The organism is Nesterenkonia aurantiaca (assembly GCF_004364585.1).
In the GTDB taxonomy this organism is placed as follows: Bacteria; Actinomycetota; Actinomycetes; order Actinomycetales; family Micrococcaceae; genus Nesterenkonia; species Nesterenkonia aurantiaca.
Genome location: NZ_SOAN01000008.1, coordinates 117,311 through 134,878 on the forward strand (window position 1 = coordinate 117,311; position 17,568 = coordinate 134,878).

Annotated in this window: 17 protein-coding genes; 9 read left to right on the top strand and 8 right to left on the bottom strand. The window is 64.8% G+C overall.

What is annotated here, in order from left to right; all coding sequences use genetic code 11:
• Positions 1 to 13: 13 nt before the first annotated feature.
• Positions 14 to 274, top strand: a complete 261-nt coding sequence (locus EV640_RS10950) for a glutaredoxin domain-containing protein (RefSeq protein WP_133726426.1) — start codon at positions 14 to 16, stop codon at positions 272 to 274.
• Here the strand turns inward: EV640_RS10950 and EV640_RS10955 are convergent.
• Entirely contained in the window at positions 271 to 816 is a 546-nt protein-coding gene (locus EV640_RS10955; RefSeq protein ID WP_084479360.1) for a TspO/MBR family protein, read from the bottom strand. The two genes, EV640_RS10950 and EV640_RS10955, sit on opposite strands and share 4 nt — an antisense overlap.
• A gap of 52 nt (positions 817 to 868) precedes the next feature.
• On the opposite strand from EV640_RS10955, the gene EV640_RS10960 reads away from it, so the two are divergent.
• On the top strand, positions 869 to 1,471 hold the full coding sequence (locus tag EV640_RS10960) for a TIGR03085 family metal-binding protein (RefSeq protein ID WP_036473946.1): 603 nt from the start codon (positions 869 to 871) through the stop codon (positions 1,469 to 1,471).
• A 3-nt stretch (positions 1,472 to 1,474) separates the two neighbouring features.
• On the opposite strand, the gene EV640_RS10965 is transcribed toward EV640_RS10960, so the two are convergent.
• From EV640_RS10965 to EV640_RS10990, 6 genes are all read right to left on the bottom strand, one after another.
• Complete coding sequence (locus EV640_RS10965; protein ID WP_133726427.1) at positions 1,475 to 2,959, bottom strand: benzaldehyde dehydrogenase; 1,485 nt, start codon at positions 2,957 to 2,959, stop codon at positions 1,475 to 1,477.
• A gap of 162 nt (positions 2,960 to 3,121) precedes the next feature.
• The gene (locus EV640_RS10970) at positions 3,122 to 4,348 is read right to left on the bottom strand and encodes an McrC family protein (protein WP_036473944.1); all 1,227 of its coding nucleotides are present in this window, start codon (positions 4,346 to 4,348) and stop codon (positions 3,122 to 3,124) included.
• Positions 4,345 to 6,693, bottom strand: coding sequence for an McrB family protein (locus EV640_RS10975; protein ID WP_166645912.1), 2,349 nt, complete (start codon positions 6,691 to 6,693; stop codon positions 4,345 to 4,347). Before EV640_RS10975 ends, EV640_RS10970 begins: the two co-directional genes overlap by 4 nt.
• 358 nt (positions 6,694 to 7,051) lie before the next feature.
• Positions 7,052 to 7,738: an Rv1352/Rv1906c domain-containing protein gene (locus tag EV640_RS10980; RefSeq protein WP_051500876.1), complete on the bottom strand. Its 687-nt coding sequence runs from the start codon at positions 7,736 to 7,738 to the stop codon at positions 7,052 to 7,054.
• A 132-nt stretch (positions 7,739 to 7,870) separates the two neighbouring features.
• Positions 7,871 to 8,932, bottom strand: a complete 1,062-nt coding sequence (locus tag EV640_RS10985; RefSeq protein ID WP_133726429.1) for a hypothetical protein — start codon at positions 8,930 to 8,932, stop codon at positions 7,871 to 7,873.
• Positions 8,933 to 8,994: 62 nt separating this feature from the next.
• The gene (locus tag EV640_RS10990; protein ID WP_036473942.1) at positions 8,995 to 10,032 is read right to left on the bottom strand and encodes a LacI family DNA-binding transcriptional regulator; all 1,038 of its coding nucleotides are present in this window, start codon (positions 10,030 to 10,032) and stop codon (positions 8,995 to 8,997) included.
• A gap of 162 nt (positions 10,033 to 10,194) precedes the next feature.
• Here EV640_RS10990 and EV640_RS10995 point away from each other — a divergent pair, with 162 nt between their 5' ends.
• The 7 genes from EV640_RS10995 to EV640_RS11025 all read left to right on the top strand — a co-directional run bounded on the left by EV640_RS10995 (position 10,195) and on the right by EV640_RS11025 (position 16,885).
• A complete protein-coding gene (locus EV640_RS10995; RefSeq protein ID WP_036473940.1) occupies positions 10,195 to 11,202 on the top strand; it encodes an asparaginase in 1,008 nt (335 codons plus the stop codon).
• 69 nt (positions 11,203 to 11,271) lie between these two features.
• Positions 11,272 to 12,159, top strand: coding sequence for a polysaccharide deacetylase family protein (locus EV640_RS11000; protein ID WP_133726430.1), 888 nt, complete (start codon positions 11,272 to 11,274; stop codon positions 12,157 to 12,159).
• A 47-nt stretch (positions 12,160 to 12,206) separates the two neighbouring features.
• A complete protein-coding gene (locus tag EV640_RS11005; protein WP_051500875.1) occupies positions 12,207 to 13,607 on the top strand; it encodes an MFS transporter in 1,401 nt (466 codons plus the stop codon).
• The gene (locus tag EV640_RS11010) at positions 13,604 to 14,386 is read left to right on the top strand and encodes an SDR family NAD(P)-dependent oxidoreductase (protein ID WP_036473935.1); all 783 of its coding nucleotides are present in this window, start codon (positions 13,604 to 13,606) and stop codon (positions 14,384 to 14,386) included. Before EV640_RS11005 ends, EV640_RS11010 begins: the two co-directional genes overlap by 4 nt.
• A 5-nt stretch (positions 14,387 to 14,391) precedes the next feature.
• The gene (locus EV640_RS11015; RefSeq protein ID WP_133726431.1) at positions 14,392 to 15,204 is read left to right on the top strand and encodes an SDR family NAD(P)-dependent oxidoreductase; all 813 of its coding nucleotides are present in this window, start codon (positions 14,392 to 14,394) and stop codon (positions 15,202 to 15,204) included.
• Positions 15,205 to 15,221: 17 nt separating this feature from the next.
• A complete protein-coding gene (locus EV640_RS11020) occupies positions 15,222 to 15,680 on the top strand; it encodes a hypothetical protein (RefSeq protein WP_133726432.1) in 459 nt (152 codons plus the stop codon).
• Positions 15,681 to 15,826: 146 nt separating this feature from the next.
• A complete protein-coding gene (locus EV640_RS11025; RefSeq protein ID WP_051500873.1) occupies positions 15,827 to 16,885 on the top strand; it encodes a polyphosphate kinase 2 family protein in 1,059 nt (352 codons plus the stop codon).
• A 24-nt stretch (positions 16,886 to 16,909) separates the two neighbouring features.
• Here EV640_RS11025 and EV640_RS11030 read toward each other — a convergent pair whose 3' ends face one another.
• Positions 16,910 to 17,443 (bottom strand): DUF805 domain-containing protein, encoded by a 534-nt coding sequence (locus EV640_RS11030; protein ID WP_051500872.1) that lies wholly within the window; start codon positions 17,441 to 17,443, stop codon positions 16,910 to 16,912.
• Between the last annotated feature and the right edge of the window lie 125 nt (positions 17,444 to 17,568).

Consider the following 17,568-nt stretch of genomic DNA (forward strand, 5'->3'; position numbering starts at 1 on the left):
GGAGACAGCACCGATGGCAGCAGAGACCAAGATCCGGATGTTCGGCGCGCAGTGGTGCGGGGACTGCCGGCGGACCAAGGCCCAGCTCGACGCGCTGGAGCTGGACTACGACTACATCGACCTGGAGCAGGACGTGGCCGCCGCGAAGGTGGCCGAGGAGATCTCCGGGCGCAAACGGATCCCGGTGGTCGTCTACCCGGACGGCTCCCACCAGGTGGAGCCCTCCAACGCGGACGTCGAGGCCAAGCTGCAGGAGCTGGAGCTCCAGCCCTAGTTCATCAGGGCGATGTAGAAGTTCAGCGTGGAGGCGTACAGCGTCCAGGCGAGGTAGGGCAGCAGCAGGTAGGCCCCGATTCGGGAGATCGGCCAGAACCGCCAGATGGTCAGCGCGATCGCGGCGATCAGCACCACGATGAGCACCATCGCCGCCCAGAGCGCCGCGGTCCCGAAGACCGGGTAGCCGCCGAAGAACAGCGGGGACCAGATGCTGTTGAGCACGAGTTGTCCCACGAAGAGCGCCAGGGCCGGGGTGGCGTTGACGCTGTGCCGACGTCGCCAGACCAACCAGGCGCCGACGCCCATCAGCAGATACAGCACGGTCCAGACCGGGCCGAAGACCGCATCCGGCGGAGTCCAGGCCGCCTTGTCCGCCGCGGCGTACCAGCCGTCGGTCTCCTCAGCGGTGAGCATGCTTCCCAGGAATCCCACGGCCTGGGGGATCCCGACGAAGAGGATCAGCACGATGAGCTGCTTCACCGTAGAGTCCGGGGAGCCATGTGGTTCGAGCCAAGTTTCGGTGCGTGCCTGCGGTGTCATGTCATGGTCCTTCCCGTACCCAATCGATGCACCCGACCATACACTTGGGCCTATGACTTCCACAGCTTCCGAGCAACGCCAAGCCCTGGTCACTGCCCTGCGCAGCGTCTCCGCCGATGCCCCCACGCTGTGTGAAGGATGGGCCGCGGAGGATCTCGCGCTGCACATCGTGATCCGGGACTCCCACCCGCACCTGCTCATCGGACCGAGCCTCCCCCTGGTCGGAGACCGGGCGAGCAAGGCCCTGAAGAACCTGCGCAGCACCGGGTACGAGTCGTTGGTGGAGCGGGTGCAGGCCGGGCCGCCGTCGTACTTCCCGCAGAGCTTCCCGCCGCTGAATGACCTGATGAACACCGCAGAGTTCTACATCCACACCGAAGACGTGCTGCGCGCACAGCCTGACTTCGACCCGAAGCATCCGCGCAGCATCTCCGAGAAGCTGCGCCGACGACTGTGGAAGCAGGGGTCGATGATGTTCCCCATGGCCGCCCGCTCCGCGAAGCAGCGCATCACCTTCGTCAGCCCCGGCTACGGTTCGACGACGTCCGGCCCGGCCTCTGCCCCGATGCGCAAGATCACCGGGGCACCCGAGGAGCTGCTGCTCTGGGCCTTCGGCCGCAAGGAGAAGGCCCAGGTCAGCATCGGCGAGGCCTGAGGCTTAGAACGGGTAGGGCGCGATCTCCGAGCGCACGGTCAGCCACTGGGTCTCGGTGAAGGACTCGATGTTCGCGCTGGCCCCACCGACCCGGGAGCCGGTGCCGGAATCGCCGACCCCGCCGAAGGGCGCATTGGCCTCATCGCCTACGGTCTGTTCGTTGATGTGGACCTTGCCGGAGTCGACCTGGTCGGCGATCTTCATCGCCAGACCCACATCACCGAGCACACCGACCGAGAGTCCGTATTCGCTGCCGTTGATGATCTCCACGGCTTCTTCGATGGTGGAGAAGGAGATCACCGGGGCCACCGGGCCGAAGATCTCCTCGGCCCAGGCCGGGTTGTCGATGCTGATCCCGGAGATCACGGTGGGGGAGTAGAACAGGTCGGTGAACTCGCCGCCGGCCTCCACGGTGCCACCCTGCGCGGTGGAATCTTGGACGATCGAGTGGATCCGGTCGCGCTGCTTGGCGTCGATGATCGGGCCGATCGCGATGCCGTCCTCGGCGGGGTTGCCCACGGGCAGGTGCTTCGCCTTCTGACTCAGCTTCGCGATGTACTCCTCCTTCAGGGACTCATGCACCAGGTGCCGTCCGGTGGTCATGCAGACCTGCCCCTGGTGCAGGAAGGAGCCGAAGGCCCCGGCGGAGGCGGCCTTGTCCAGGTCGGCGCCGGGGAGGATGACCAGGGCGTTGTTGCCGCCAAGTTCCAGGTGGGCGCGCTTGAGCAGCCTGCCAGCGGTCTCACCGACCAGGCGGCCTGCCGCGGTGGAGCCGGTGAAGGAGATGATGCGCACCTCAGGGGCCTCGGTGAGTGCCTTGCCGACCTCGCCGCCGCCCGGCAGCAGGTGCAGCACGCCGGCGGGGAGCCCGGCTTCTTCGAAGATCCGTGTGATGACCACGCCGCCGGAGACGCTGGTGCGTGGATCCGGCTTCAGCAGCACCGCGTTGCCCAGCGCGAGAGCCGGGGCCACGGAGCGGATGGAGAGGATCAGCGGGAAGTTGAACGGAGAGATCACCGAGACGACGCCGGCCGGGCGGCGCCGCGCGAAGGACCAGCGCGGCTGTTCGGTGCTGAGCACCTCGCCGGCCGGGGCAGAGGGCAGCGCCGCCGCCTCGAAGCACTCGGCCGCGGCGACGTGCGTCTCCAGCGCGGCCTTGGTGGGCACGCCACCGGTCTCACGCACGATCCAGGTCTCGATCTCCTGGGCGTGGGCCTCGAAGAGATCCCCTGCGCGGCGCAGCACGGCGGCGCGCTCGGAGGGCTTCATGGCAGCCCACTGCTTCTGCGCGGCGGCTGCGGCGGTGGCCGAGCGGTCGACGTCCTCGACCGAGGCGCCGCCGGCGGTGCCGAGGCTCTCACCGGTGGCGGGCTCGGTGATCGGGATCAGCTCACCGCCGCCGGTCTGCCACTGCCCGGTGAAGATGTTGCTTTCCCAGCGGGCGTCATCGAGGAGACCGGTCTTGTTCAGGGTGGAGGTGGTGGACATGGTGGGGTGACCTCTCGGGAGGGGAAGACTGCATGTCAGTGTTGACTATCTCCATAGTGATCCGTGACACAGATCTATTCAAGTGCCAGGTGTGTATATGTCGACTTCCACGGAAGGTCGTTTGGCATGGGCTTGGGATCCTGCGACGCGCCTTCTCGGGTGCTATTGGACGAAGGCGACCGGTTCGACCGTTGCTGTGGTCCGTTGTTTGACGTGCACCCGTTCCGCAATCAGTCGTATCTGATCAAGCAGGCCCGCAGGCTCGACAGTGACATTGAGACCTGAGAGTTGGATCGTGATGCTCGAGCCGGTGATGTGGATGCGCCGTGGCCCTTCAACTTCGTTGGACTTCGCGACATGGATCAGGTGCCCCGTGTGCAGACCCAGCGCGGTGCAATAGGCCAGCACCTGGTAGACATCCTCGGCAGGTACGCCCGAGCTTTCTCCGAGTACCTTGTACTTCACATCCGCCACGGCGACTGGTCGGCCATCCAGCGTGTGTACGATGTCAGGTCGGATCGGGACTGTTCGGTCAGTGTCTAGAACGGTCCGGTACTGGTCCCTGGTGCTTCCCGGGCCGAGTCCCCGCAGCGACTCTCTTATGGCGACGAAGAGGAAGTTCTCAAACACGTCAGCCATGTTGTAGGTCATCGATGCGACGTTCTGGTGTCCCCCGTTCAGGCTCAGTCCGGTGGACTGAAGGATGGTTTCCGCCAGGTCCAGCGCGGGAAGGTACCTACGGTTTTTTCGTGAGGCCGTCCACGGCGGCAGCGGGGCCGCCGGGTGAATCATTTCGATTCCATGCAAGCGTCGAATCAGCTGGCTGAGCTCTGCCCGAACGCTGGGAGAGAGTCTTGGGACACGCACCATGCGCTGAAGTGCCGCAAGCAGAATCTGGTTCTCAGCGATGTCTGTCGTGAACTCGTCGTAGCTAACTTCCAAAGGCACTGGCATGCCGCCGTGCCGAGCAAGCTGATCGGACAGGCGCAGACGCCCCTTGACGGTCATCAGTGAATCGTCGCGAGATACATATCCGTGTAGCAGGCCACGGTCCAACGCGCGTCGGCTCAGCAGTACCAGTGTTTTGGCCACCGAGGACCAGAGATCATCATCAGCGGACCCAGAGACGACGTCGGCGGGCTCGCTCGGGTGCCGGGCGTAGCTGATCATGAAGAAAAGTGAATGGAACGGCGCCTTGGGGTGGACGACGACGTCCATCTGACCGGCCCGCAGTGCGCCCACTCGATTGAGTTTTGGCTTCAGCAGCCATTGCCCATGACGTTCCGGCCAAACATCGATGAGGTCTGAAACCGTAAGCGCCTCGACGAGGTCCTCAGACAGGGCGAGGACCACACCCTTCCCGTTCTCCGTGAGGTCGAGCCGGTTCACAATACGGAGTCCGTGGCTTCGGAGGCTCCTTCTCCACGGAGAAGCTGCCTTCTGATCTGTCGGTAGCTGAAGCGCTCAGCCACCTCGGCTGGAGAATGAATACCGTAGAAGTGTTCTTCCAAGAGCGGCAGAAGATCGTACTTCCAGATCCGTTCGAGACCGACTTCGGTCGCGGCCTGGGTGCGCATGAAATAAGAAGGCCCGATGTGCTGGTCTCGGCTCTCCTCTCCAAGCTCGTCGTTGAGCGCCTCAAGGAGACGTGCGCGCGTCGCGGAGAATCCTCGAGCACGAAGCCAACGGTCGAGCAGCCCAGCGACGGGGGTGCTGTCTGGGTGCATCTCTAGAAACGCGAACCGGCGACGGATTGCGGTGTCAACCATTGCGATGGAGCGGTCCGCCGTGTTCATCGTGCCGATGATGTAGAGGTTCGGAGGGAGCCGGAACTTCTCTCCCGAGGAGTACTGCAGTCGGATGTGCTCGTCCCGATACTCAAGTAGGAAGTACATCTCGCCGAAAATCTTGGCGAGGTTCCCTCGGTTGATCTCGTCGATGAGGAGGACGTATGGCCGCTGTGGATCGTTGGTCGCTTTGGCAGCGAGGCGTCGCAGGGGTCCAGGCTTGAGGTCAAAGCCGAGTCCACCGGAATCCGTCGGGCTCGGGCGGTACCCCTCGAAGAAATCCTCGTATGCATAGGAGGGGTGGAACTGCACGATCTCAGGTTCTTGGTTGGTCACGTGCCGGGCGATGGCGCGCGCCAGGAAGGTCTTGCCGGTGCCAGGAGGTCCGTACAGGATGATCTGGCGGCGTTCCTCGAGCACGGAGATCATCTCATCGAGCCAGATCTGGTCCATGTGGAGCTGATCGGCCAGAGCGGGGCCAGCTGGTCGAAATTCACCGCTGTGGGCGATGTCATTGAGATTGGGTGTTGAGTCAGAGGTCTGGACATCTTCACGGAAGGTTGAGTCATCTTCGAGCATGTCTTGCAGGTAAGGCAGCGACCCGGGAAGTTCGACGACGCCGGGAGACTCATCAATCTCTGAGGACACATGTTCGGGGAGCGCGTCAATTGACACAGGCTCTTCGTTCCATGTCACTTCTCGACGGATTTCGTGGAGGTCAGGGTCGAAGTTGCCTTCTCCTGAGATTCGACCCACCCATATGGCTGATCCGTCTCGCACCGCTACGGCGTCGCCTTCCTCCATTCGGGAAATGAAGGTGTGGATTTCTTCGGCGAGGATCAGGCGGCGGGCCGAGTCGAGGTGCCGGTATGCGTCGAAGACTCGATTTCTGACCGTCACGAAGTCTGATCCGGGCTCAAGCGATCTCAGGTAAGAGGCGTTGTAACTCATGGCTGCTTCCTTGAGCCACTTGGACGTGGCACCGGCGTCTTCGGTCCGTGGTTGCACCGCCCAGGCGTGGGTGCCTTCCCAGGTCCGTTTTTGCCATGTTGAGTACCAGGGCTCGGCAAACCAATCGATTCTGGTCTCTGCGTCTTCCTCGAGATGCTTTCGCAAGAGGTACAGGTCGTGGTCGAGGTCAGAGGAGAGCTGAAGATCCGGGGCGAGACCACTAAGTCCGTCGAACAACGCGCGTTTGTGTTTCTCGCTGATCAGGTGCTCGAAGACGAAAGGGAACGCCAGGAATCTGAGTGTGTTCCTCATGGAAGGCTGCTCGTATGGGACAGCGTCTGTGATGTCCCTAAATCGCCAGGGGTCCTCTCGCGCTTCATGTTGGGCTGGCCTTGAGAGTGTTGTCCAGGACTTGGCAAACAGAGCCATCCAGATCATCTGCTTCCAGAACTGCTGGTTGTACCCCTGCCCTCCATGGAAGATGCCGGGCAAATTCAGGCAGAGTCTCATCAGCTCGGGGACAGCGGGCTTGTCTGGAAGCCAGGCCAACAGGGTCTCGATGTACCCCAATTTCGTGTCCGGTCGAAGGTTCATCAACGGGAGGCTGCGGAGGTAGATGGACTCAGCTGCTAGCAGCACCACATCTCGGGGAGCATTCTTCAGTTGGAGTTCGAGTTTCTCCATGAAACTTCCGGGACCCTCATTTGGATCATCCTGGATGGCACTTCGAAGATACTCAGCATTCTCGGGCGTCCAGATCTTGCGGCTGGGGTCGATGACGGAGAGCCCGTCGCCGAAGAGATGCCCCAGTACGAACCGTGCAGCGTCGCCCATCGCCGATACGTGGGCGGGATAACTTTCGCCTGGTCCAACGTAGACGGTCGCGTCCTCAGGTCCGATCAGACAACTGAGACAGAAGCGGGAGTCGACACCGACGGTGACCGCCTCAGCGGATTGCTCTCGCCAGGCTTGCTGAACTTCATCGAGCGCCACCATGACGGCCGAGTCAGGAGCTGCGGAGCAATCGCGAACATGGTACGTGCCAGACGGGGTGTCCCATAGGTAGCCCTCCTGAGACCAGACCAGGTCGAACCTGCGTCCAGCGAATCGTCGGGAGGGCAAATGAGTCGCCGACGTACTTCGCGCCGCGCGCTGCGCATCTGTATCCATTGAGAAATCCCCTCATCAGCGTGCCGTTAGGTCCAGGCTAGCCTGTGAGGCCGGGGGTTGAGTCGGCATCACATAGTGGGATTGCCACGATGGTGATGGTTAGTCGCCGAGTCTTCACTCTCAAAGTGTGGAACCGGGTGAGTCCGGGGGACCCCGGACTCACCCGGCGTTATCGGGGGAACGCTTACTGCGCGACCCACTCGCCGCAGTCGCTGGTCTCGAAGGCGACATCGGTTTCGGCGATGGTGACGAATCCTTGTCCCTCAGGCAGGCCGTTGGTGATGATGTCGTCGAACTCGCCGCTGAGGCCGGAGAGTCGAGCCCAGTAGCAGAACCCTGAGGTGTCCTCGGTGCGGTAGGTGCCTGGCTGGATCTCCTCGCCGATGAGGAAGGTTCCTGAGCCCGGGATGGAGCCGGAATCCGAGACCGACGTCTCTTCCTGATCAGCTTCCTCGGTCTCGACCTCTTCCTCCGCCTGGGATGCCAGTTCTTGCTCACGGGAGTCGAGCGCGCTTTCCCGATCATCTAGCTCAGCGGTTCTGGCTTCAAGGGATTCTTCGTCCTCCGCGATCACCTCGCGGCGCTCCTCAAGATCCGCCGGTTCGACTTCGACTTCTACCTCCACCTCTTCGGTGATGGTCTCCGTCTCAGTTTCCGTGACGATCTCCGGTTCGGCCTCTCCGCTGTTGCCGATCCCAACCCCAGCAAGCAGCGCGACGATGATCCCAGCGATCCACGGCCAGCGCCGCCGCTTCTTGGCTGGTGCTTCCGCCCCGCCCGCAGCGGGCGGGTAAGGCTGATACTGATCGTTGGAATACTGCGTACTCGGATACTGGTCTGTCGGGTGCTGATCATGGTGTGAGTGATTCATGGTGTCCCTTTCCCTCGGGCGATCCACTGGAGATCCAGTGGGCTGACGCAGAGAACAATGCGTGTTCTGCATCAGTGAAAATCACCCTAGATGTGACCACGGACATGAATCGCAACCCGCCAAGAAAACCCTCTACTCCAGCTCGTCCTCCGAATACCGCCGCTGGGACTCACGCTGGCCGTGGGTGATGCGGCGGATATCCATGCTGGAGTCGAAGGTGGAGCCCACGGCTCCGGCCACGACCCCCATCGCGGCACTGAGCCAGGCGATGTCGAGGTAGTTGAAGAAGCTGATCTCGCTGCCGATGAGATCTGCCAGGAAGTCTGGATCGATGACCACGAGTGCGCCGATGAGAATGGTCACCACCAACGCCACGTAGAGCATCGACACCGCGATCAGCAGAGTCAGCACAGTGGACCCGTTGTAGAGCCAGAAGACCCGTGCCAGATCCTTGTTCGTGGGTTTGTCCCAGAGTCGGTTGGTGAAGATCAGCCAGGCCACCATGCTCAGAATCACCGCACCCCCGATGGAGAGCAGCCGCGCCGTGCTCAGGGCGTCAGCCATCTCCCAGATCGAGTAGTAGAAGATGCCGAAGGCGCCTACCGCAGCTGCGCCGGCGAGAGCGCCGGAGAGCTTCGGGGCGGTCCGGAAGGGGTCGTTGGCGACCGTCATGCCCAAGAGCGTGCGCACTTCGCCGGTGCCCGGGTGGGCGAACAGGCGGTGCCGACCGCTGGGCTCGACCGGCTGCCAACGGGTCCATCGCTGTCGGTATTCCTTCTGCAGCGGCCCGTGACAATCCGGCAGCAACCGGAGGAGGCAGTCCATGAAGATCTCACGGATCCTTCGCTTGGTCGAGCGCACTCCCAGCGTCGGGTAGGAGACGACTGCGGTCCGATTCTTGGCGAGTATCTCCGCCACCAGAGGTCGTCCTTCGACGTGTCGCGGGACTTCGGTGAGCATCAGCACGGCATCGGCGTCGAGGTGATCTGCGTCGAGTTCTCTCAGAGCCTCGATGTCGAGGCTCCCCTCCGGGGTGATCCGCGGACTTCGGATCTCCATCTCCACCGTGACATCGTCGACGAAGATGTCGCGCGCCTCGGCCAGGAACGCTTCCTTGATCTTCTCGATGCGGCGCGCGGCCACGCCGGGGTCTGCGACCAGCATCACCCTGATGGGGGTGTCGGAGGATGACATGTGTGTATTCCCTTCATGTCCCGGCCTGGACACCAGGGGATTCTGGTGGGTAGGCGATCGGTCTATCTGGTTCCGCGGACGCTCACTGCGGAGGAGGCCCGGACGATGAGTTCGGGCTCCAGCTTCTGGGACGAGACCTCTTTGCCGGCGATGAGCGCCAGCAGGGTCAGCAGTGCCTCGCGGCCCATCAGGTGCATCTTGGACCGGATCGTGGTCATCGGGATCCCCACCGATTCGGCCAGTGGAGTGTCGTTGTAGCCGATCAGCGCCACATCGTTGGGCACCGAGAACCCGTGGTCCTGCAACACCCCCAGCGCGCCGATGGCAGCGAAATCGTTGGTGGCGAACACGGCGTTCGGTCGGATCCCCGCCTCGAGGATCTCGCCCATCGCCTGGCGACCGGCGGCGGTGTCGAAGCCGCGGTAGATCAGATGGTTCTCCGGCACCTCCACCCCGGCTTCGGCCAGGCGGTCGATGAGCCCACGGGTGCGGTCATAGGCGGTGGAGGCGAACTCCAGTCCGGCGAGGACGACGACGTCGGTGCGTCCCAGCTCGAGCAGGTGCTCGGCCACCAGGCGGCCGCCGAGGTAGTCGTCGCAGGTCACCGAGACATGGCCCTCGCGGCGTCGGGAGGTCAGCACCAGCGGCACCCCCTGCTCGCGCAGCTCATCGAGGAAGGTGTCATCGAGGTGGGCGTCGCCGAAGATCAGTCCATCCACTCGGCGGTCGATCATCGCCCGGGTGCGGGTGCGCTGCAGGGCCGTGTCATCCAGGGAGTTCATCACATAGGTGTTGATCCCGTTCTCCATCGCGGCCTCTTCGATGCCCTCATAGATCGTCGCGAGCACGAAGTCCTGCAGTCGGGGCACCATCACCCCGACCAGGTTGGAGCGGGCGGTGCGCAGGCTCGCGGCGTGGGGGTTCCGCGTGTAGCCATGGTCCTCCGCGAGCGCAAGGATGGTGCGCACCGTCTCGGGCGCCGCCCAGCGATGCCGCTGATCCGGGGGAGAGCCCAGGACGCGCGAGACCGTGGCCACGCTGACTCCGGCGAGCTCGGCCAGCCCGCGCTGGGTGACCGCTCGTGCCCTCTGCTGTGCCATCTGCACCTCCTGCTGTGTCAGCCTATCGCCCTCTCGCACCCCTGAAGCCGCCGGAGAGGCTTTACAAGCAATTAACACAGAAGTCTACGAAATCGATTGCCGTAAACGATTGTGTGTGGTGAGATCTACCTCATACGACGCACCGATCGAATTGAGGCCCTCTTGTCCCGCATCGTCCTTCTCGCCACCGGCGGCACCATCTCCTCTCGGGAGAACGCCGCCGGGGGATCCCGTGCCAGCGACTCCGCCGCGCAGCTGCTCGCGGCGCTGAAGCACCATGCCCTGGCGGATCTGATCAGCGAGATCCAGGTCGAGACGCAGGACATCTCCGTGGAGAACTCCTTCAACTTCAGCTTCTCCGACCTGGCCCGCATCGACTCCGCGGTGCGTGAGATCCTGCAACGTCCCGAGGTCGACGGCGTCGTGGTCACCCACGGCACCGACACCATCGAAGAGACCCTCGCACTGCTGGCGCTGACCCATGACGACGACCGCCCGGTGGTCTTCACCGGCGCTCAGCGCAGCCCCGATCACCCCGACAGCGACGGCCCGCGGAACCTGCGCGACGCGATTCTGGTCGCCGCCGATCCCGCCTCCCGCTTCCACGGGGCGCTGCTGTGCTTCGGGGGAGAGATCCACACCGCGCTGCCGCTGCGCAAGGCTCACGCCTCTGCGCTCCAGCCGTTCTCCCATCCCAGCGGCGGCATGCTGGGCCGGCTCACCGAGGCCCAGCCGCAGTACTACTTCGGACCGCGCAGCCTTCCCCGGCTGCCCCACCCCACCCAGAACTTCGGTGACCAACGGGTGGACATGGTCCTGTCCTACCCCGGGGCCGACGGCGCGCTGATCCGCAGCGCGATCGCATCCGGCGCCGCAGGGCTGATCGTCCTCGGCGGAGGTGCGGGGAATCCAGGCAGCGCCCTGGTGGAGGCGATCGCCGAGGCCACGCAGGCCGGCGTCGTCGTCGGGCTCGCCAGCCGGACCTTCGGCGGCTCGGTGGCCGCGATCTACAGCGGCGGGGGAGCGGTGGACGCGCTTGCCGCCGGGGCGGTGGCCCTGGGAGATCTGCCCGGGACCCAGGCACGGGTGCTGCTCGCACTGCTGCTGAGCACCGGGGCCCGAGAAGAGACCAAAGACCGGCTCGAGCGCTGGGTGCAGACCGCGCGCTGAGTCAGAACAGCAGGAACTGGCAGAGAAGTACACGCAACGGAAAACAAGTAGAGAAAGAGGACTTACATCATGGCTAAAGAGATCTACGTAGCACTGGGCATCGACGTCGACGCGGTCGGCGGCTGGCTGGGCTCCTACGGCGGTGAGGACTCCCCGGGAGACATCTCCCGCGGCATGTTCGCCGGTGAGGTCGGGGTGCCACGGCTGAACAAGCTGCTGGCCAAGTACGACCTGCCCGCCACCTGGTTCTGGCCCGGTCACTCCATCGAGACCTTCCCCGAGCAGTTCGACCAGGTCGTCGCCGCCGGGCATGAGATCGGGGTCCACGGCTACAGCCACGAGAACCCGATCGCGATGACCCGCGAGCAGGAGACCGACATCCTGACCTACTGCATCGACCTGATCGAGAAGCGCAGCGACCGCCGGCCCACCGGCTACGTGGCCCCCTGGTGGGAATTCTCCACCGTCACCAACGAGCTGCTGCTGGAACAGGGCATCAAATACGACCACTCGCTGATGCACCGGGACTTCGAGCCCTACTACGTGCGCGTCGGGGACAACTGGGAAGCCTCCAAGATCAACTACGACAAGCCGGCCAGTACCTGGATGAAGCCGCTGGTCCGTGGCGAGGAGACCGACCTGGTGGAGATCCCGGCCTCCTGGTACCTCGATGACCTGCCTCCGATGATGTTCATCAAGGGCAGCCCGAACAGCCACGGCTTCGTGAACCCGCGCCACCTCGAGGAGATCTGGCGTGACCAGTTCGACTACATCTACCGGGAGAACGACTACGCGGTCTTCACCATGACCGTGCACCCCGACGTCTCCGGCCGCCCGCAGGTGCTGCTGATGCTGGAGCGCCTGATCGAGCACATCAACTCCCACGACGGCGTGAAGTGGGCCCAGTTCGACACCATCGCCGATGACTTCATCAAGCGCTCACCCCGCCAGGGCTGAGCACCCCCCCACAAGACCCTCCACTTGCACCGGAATGAGGACAACTGATGTCGACCCCAGCAGTTGAGCAGCCCAAGCCCATGGCGAAGATCCCCGCGAAGCAGACCGTGCTGGTCACGGTCATCTGCTTCGTGGCCTGGAGCATCGCCGTCTACGACTACATCCTCTTCGGCACCTTGCTGCCGCGCATCGAGGAATCCTTCGGCTGGACCCAGAGCTTCGCGCTGCTGGTCTCCACCCTGGCCAGCGCGGCGATCTTCATCGTGATCATCATCTTCGGTCCGCTGGTGGACCGGATGGGCCGGCGCAAAGGCATGATGGCCTCGGTGGGCGGTACCGCTGTCGCCGGTGTCGCCACCGCGGCCGTCCAGGGGGCGACCTCCGTGGTGGCCGTGCGCGGCTTCACCGGGCTCGGCCTGGCCGAGCAGAACGTCAACGGCACCTACCTCAATGAGATCTTCGCGCAGACCGAGTCCAAGCGGATCAAGCGCAACCAGGGCTTCTTCTACTCCCTGGTGCAGTCCGGGTGGCCGGTGGGCGCCCTGTTGGCCGCAGGCTTCGTCGCGCTGACCGCGCACTTCTTCGGCGCGGAGAACTGGCGGGTCGCGTTCCTGCTCTCGATCATCCCCTCGATCGTCGTCTTCGCCCTGATCTACTTCCTGCTCAAGGAGACCCCTCAGTTCACGACGATGAAGAAGATCCGGGACCTGCGCAAGGCAGGCAAGCCGGAGGAGGCCGAGGCGCTCTCGGCCGCCACCGGTCTCCGGGTGGAGAAAGAGGTTCCGCTGAAGCGGATCTTCAACGGCAAGCACCGCCGCAACACCATCGTGCTCTCGCTGGCCTGGACGCTGAACTGGTTCGGCATCGCGACCTTCTCGGTGCTGGGCACCTCGGTGCTGGAGTCAGGCAAGGGCGTGGACGCCGACAGCGCACTGCTGATGATCGTCGGCGCCAACCTGGTCGGCGCCCTGGGCTACCTCACCCACGGGTTCCTGGGCGATAAGTTCGGACGCAAGAACGTCGTCGTCGTCGGCTGGCTGATCGCCGGCGTGGCCTTCGCGGTGATGATGCTGGGCCCGAACAACCCTGAATTCGTGCTCCCGCTCTACATGGTCGGGCTGTTCTTCCTGCTGGGCCCCTACGCCGCGATCATGTACTTCCAGGCCGAATGCTACGACGCCGACTGCCGGGCCACCGGCTCCGCGTTCATCAGCGCCTTCAGCCAGCCCGGGGCCGTGATCGGCGGGTTCATCCTCACCGCACTGGTGGCCGCCGCCTTCGAGTTCGCCACCGCAGCGCTGGTGGTGGGCGCGATCGGCACCTTCGTCTCAGGACTGGTGATGCTCTTCGCCAAGAAGGTCGAGACCGATGTCCCGCGCGAGGAGGTGCCGATCCCGGCGCTGCGCCCCACCGACGAGGTCGTTCAGGCCGCGAGGAGCAACCGATGACCGCAGAGAACACAGCCACCGCGGCGCCGGTCACCGTGATCAGCGGGGCCGCCTCCGGGATCGGGCGCTCCACCGCGGAGTACCTGGCCGGCAAGGGTCACCGGGTGGTGATCGGTCACTTCGGCAAGGACCCGCATGACCCGCAGGAGACCCTCGACCTGGTGACCGCGGCCGGGGGAGAGGGCGTGATCCTGGACCTCGATGTCAGCTCCACCGCGTCCACCGACGCGTTCATCGCCGCGGCGGTGGGCCATTACGGGACCGTGGATCATGTGGTGGCCAACGCCGGGATCCTGCGCCAGGCGCCGTTCGCTCAGATGGACGACGCCAGCTGGGACGAGCTGCTGCAGGTGGACCTGCATGGCGTGATGCGACTGGTCCGGGCCTCCCTGCCGCACCTGGGGCAGGGGAGCTCGATCGTGGCGACCTCCTCGATCGTGGGCAGCTACTACGGCTGGGCCGAACATGCCCACTACGCCGCCGCGAAGGCCGGGGTCATCGGGCTCACCCGCAGCCTGGCGGTGGAGTTCGGACCGCGCGGGATCCGCGCGAATGCGGTCATCCCCGGGCTGATCGAAACTCCGCAGTCGCTGGACTCGGTGAACTCACTGGGCCCCGAGGGGCTGAAGGCCGCAGGGGACTATATCCCCTGGGGTCGGGTGGGCAGACCTGAGGAGGTGGCCAGCGTGATCGGTTTCCTGCTTTCGGCCGATGCGAACTACCTGACCGGACAAGAACTCACGGTCGACGGCGGCCTGACCGTCGCGATGAGAGGCTGAGGTTGATGAGCACTGAGGTAGCGCAGATCCCGGGCGCCGGGATTCCGAACTACGGCAACATCCTCGCCGGGCGCACCGCCCTGGTCACCGGGGCAGCCAGCGGCATCGGGGAGGCTATCGCGGCCCACCTGAGTGCTGCTGGCGCCCGGGTGGCGCTGGCCGACCGCTCGGCGAGGGTCACCGAGGTCTCCGCCGCATTGAACGCCCGCACTGGGGCCGACGGCACTGTGGCAGACACCGTGCCGATCATCTTCGACGCCGCCTCCGAGGAGGCTGTGGACGCTGGGGTGGCGGAGACGATCGAGGCACTGGGCCGGATCGACACCCTGGTCACCTGCCACGGGATCCTCACGGAATCTCCCTTGGCGCAGATGAGCCTGGCCACCTGGCAGGAGACGCTGAGTGTGGATCTGACCAGCGTCTTCCTGCTCAACCGAGCGGTGCTGGCCGGGATGCTCGAACGCGGCGACGGGCGGATCATCAACGTGGCCTCCCAGCTCGGGCAGAAGGGCGGGTCTGGGATGGCGCACTACGCCGCAGCCAAGGCCGGGGTGATCGCGATGACCAAATCCCTGGCCCGGGAGGTCTCCGGCGACGGGGTGCTGGTCAACGCCATCGCCCCCGGGCCCATCGAGACCCCGATGGTCGCCGGGATCAGCGAGGACTGGAAGATTCAGAAGCGCGCCGAGCTGCCCCTGGGCCGTTTCGGCACGGTGGACGAGGTGGCGCCCACCGCGGTGATGCTGGCCTCCTCCCCGGGCGGCAACATCTACGTGGGCCAGACCCTGGGACCGAACAGCGGAGACGTGATGCTCTGATGTGCGGCGGCTGTGGCGTGGCGCGGCAGGACTGGGCCGGACCCATCCTGTCCAGCTCCCACGCCAAACCCCTGGTGGCTCGCCTGCTCTCCGGTGTCGCAACCGGGCTGAGTGTGCGAGCCACCGGGGTCGGCTGGACCGTGACCCAGCCCGGGCGGCCGGTCACCGTGCACACCAGTGGGCTCGCGCTGCTGGATCAGGTGTCTGCATGGCTGGTGTCCCGGGGCGTGAGCGCTTCGGCGGTGACGTCCGCGCTGGAGACCGCGCCGGATCACCGCGCGGTGCACGTGACTCGGGAGATGTTCCCTGCCGCCAGGACGGAAAGTCTCGAGGGTGGCGCGCAGGCGGTCCCCTCCACGCAGTTGGTGCCGACGTTGCTGGTTGCGGCACTCGGGATCCGGATGGATCCAGGCGGCGTCGAGCAGCGGCTGGTGCTCCAGGACGCGGAGGAGTCCTGGACGCTCCGAGTCGACTGAACCTCCGCCGTCGTCTCAGGGGCCTCCCGGGGCGAGGAACTGATCCCGGGTTGTTTCCCAGGGAGGTGAACTCTGGTAGGCATGAACCTAGTAGTCCGCCCTGACGTCACTGCCTGCCGGCAAGTCACCCGCCACAAGGAGACACCGTGTCCAAGAATGAGAACAACGCCCACCGGCTCGATGTCCCGCTAAATGGTGTTCGCGGGCCCAAGGGTGCGAAGAAGACCCCGTTCGAGGGCGACCCCCGCACGCTCTGGCGGGTGAACCAGTACCCATCCCCGTTCACGCTCGCAGACGTTCCGACTCGCGAGAAGATCGGGTTCAAGGGCAAGAAGGACGACGGGGAGGAGGCGCTCGCCGAACGCTCGGCGATGCTCGCGGATCTGCAGGAGCTGATGTGGGCCCATGTGGTCGCCGCCTCCGAGGCGGACCAGTGGGAGGTCGCTAAGGCCATCGCCGGACGGGTTCCGCGTCGGACCCCGCAGGAGAAGGCCCGCCGCGAGGAGCTGTTCTCACCCGAGGTGGAGACTGCGCTGAACAACCTGGACCGTGGCCCGAGGATTCTGCTGGTGCTGCAGGGCATGGACGCTTCCGGAAAGGGCGGGGTGGTCAAGCAGGTGGTCAGCTCGATGGACCCGATGGGTATCGAGGTGGCCGGATTCGGGAAACCCACCCCGGAGGAGCAGCGCGAGCATTACCTGGAGCGCATCATCCGGCGCCTGCCGCGGCCAGGTCTCGTGGGCGTCTTCGACCGGTCCCACTACGAGGATGTGCTGGTGCCCAGCATCACCGGCAGCGAAAGCCCGGAAGAGATCGAGCGTCGCATCGAGGCGCTGATCCTCTTCGAACGCGAACTGGTCCGGCTGGGCTTCGTCATCATCAAGGTCAAGCTGCTCATCTCCCAGGAGGAGCAGCTGGACCGGCTGGTCTCCCGGCTGGACCGTAAGGAGAAGCACTGGAAGTACGACCCCTCCGACGCCGACGCGCGGGCCGAGTTCGACACGTATCAGGAGCTCTACTCGCGGGTCATGGAAGCCACCGACGCCGACCACGCCCCCTGGCACGCGATCGGAGCGGACCGGAAGTGGTACTCCCGGCTGGCGGTCCAGGAGCTGCTGATCGCAGCGTTCTCAGACCTGAAGCTGCGCTGGCCCGCCGCGGACTACGACGTGGAGGCCGAGCGGGAGCGGCTGCTGAAGTCCTGAGGTCTCACTGACGAGGCGGAGAGCCTAAGGGAGGGTGCGTCCTGCATTCTGGGCCTCGGGTGCTGGTTCCGTCGGGTACTCCCAAGCTCGGATGTGCTTCTCAGGCCGAGTCGGCAGGATCATCAGGATTATAAGGACGATTGGGCCGACGAAGGGGATCAGCACCAGGAAGTACGTGGGTCCTGGGAGTCCCGCGTCATGCAACCTGCGCCAGCTCAGTGCAAGCATCGGAATAAACGTCAGGAGGCCCCAGATGAACGCGCCGAGCGCGCTCGCCAGGACCAGGCCTTCGACGTTTCCGGTGCCCTCCGTCAGGTCGAAGCGTCCGAGGGTGGGGTCGTAGGTGCGCAGGTAGGGGATCGAGATCACGCCGGTGACGACGTTCGTGAAGAGCTGCACCCACCAGTATTCGCTGCGCGAGGCGTACCCCTTGAAGTGCGTGTACTTGCCGAAGAAGCGCCGCACGGCTTGGCCCAGCGTGGCGCCGTAGAGCGGCTCATCTAATGGGGGAACGGAGGTGGGGGTGGTCTGGGATGGATCGGTGCTGTAGCTGCTCACGGTTACTCACTCCGGTGTCGACGCTCAGGTATGTTCAACCCTACGGTGCATCGCGCTGGTCTGGGAAGACCCGTGGAATGCGGGTGAGCTCGATGTTTGAGTGTCAGTCAGGGATTTGACCGGGT

Bases quoted from the DNA above. Each gene is read 5' to 3' on its own strand.
- EV640_RS10950 (WP_133726426.1), top strand. From the start codon at position 14: ATGGCAGCAGAGACCAAGATCCGGATGTTCGGCGCGCAGTGGTGCGGG.
- EV640_RS10955 (WP_084479360.1), bottom strand. From the start codon at position 816: ATGACACCGCAGGCACGCACCGAAACTTGGCTCGAACCACATGGCTCC.
- EV640_RS10960 (WP_036473946.1), top strand. From the start codon at position 869: ATGACTTCCACAGCTTCCGAGCAACGCCAAGCCCTGGTCACTGCCCTG.
- EV640_RS10965 (WP_133726427.1), bottom strand. From the start codon at position 2,959: ATGTCCACCACCTCCACCCTGAACAAGACCGGTCTCCTCGATGACGCC.
- EV640_RS10975 (WP_166645912.1), bottom strand. From the start codon at position 6,693: ATGGTGGCGCTCGATGAAGTTCAGCAAGCCTGGCGAGAGCAATCCGCT.
- EV640_RS10980 (WP_051500876.1), bottom strand. From the start codon at position 7,738: ATGAATCACTCACACCATGATCAGCACCCGACAGACCAGTATCCGAGT.
- EV640_RS10985 (WP_133726429.1), bottom strand. From the start codon at position 8,932: ATGTCATCCTCCGACACCCCCATCAGGGTGATGCTGGTCGCAGACCCC.
- EV640_RS10990 (WP_036473942.1), bottom strand. From the start codon at position 10,032: ATGGCACAGCAGAGGGCACGAGCGGTCACCCAGCGCGGGCTGGCCGAG.
- EV640_RS11000 (WP_133726430.1), top strand. From the start codon at position 11,272: ATGGCTAAAGAGATCTACGTAGCACTGGGCATCGACGTCGACGCGGTC.
- EV640_RS11005 (WP_051500875.1), top strand. From the start codon at position 12,207: ATGTCGACCCCAGCAGTTGAGCAGCCCAAGCCCATGGCGAAGATCCCC.
- EV640_RS11010 (WP_036473935.1), top strand. From the start codon at position 13,604: ATGACCGCAGAGAACACAGCCACCGCGGCGCCGGTCACCGTGATCAGC.
- EV640_RS11015 (WP_133726431.1), top strand. From the start codon at position 14,392: ATGAGCACTGAGGTAGCGCAGATCCCGGGCGCCGGGATTCCGAACTAC.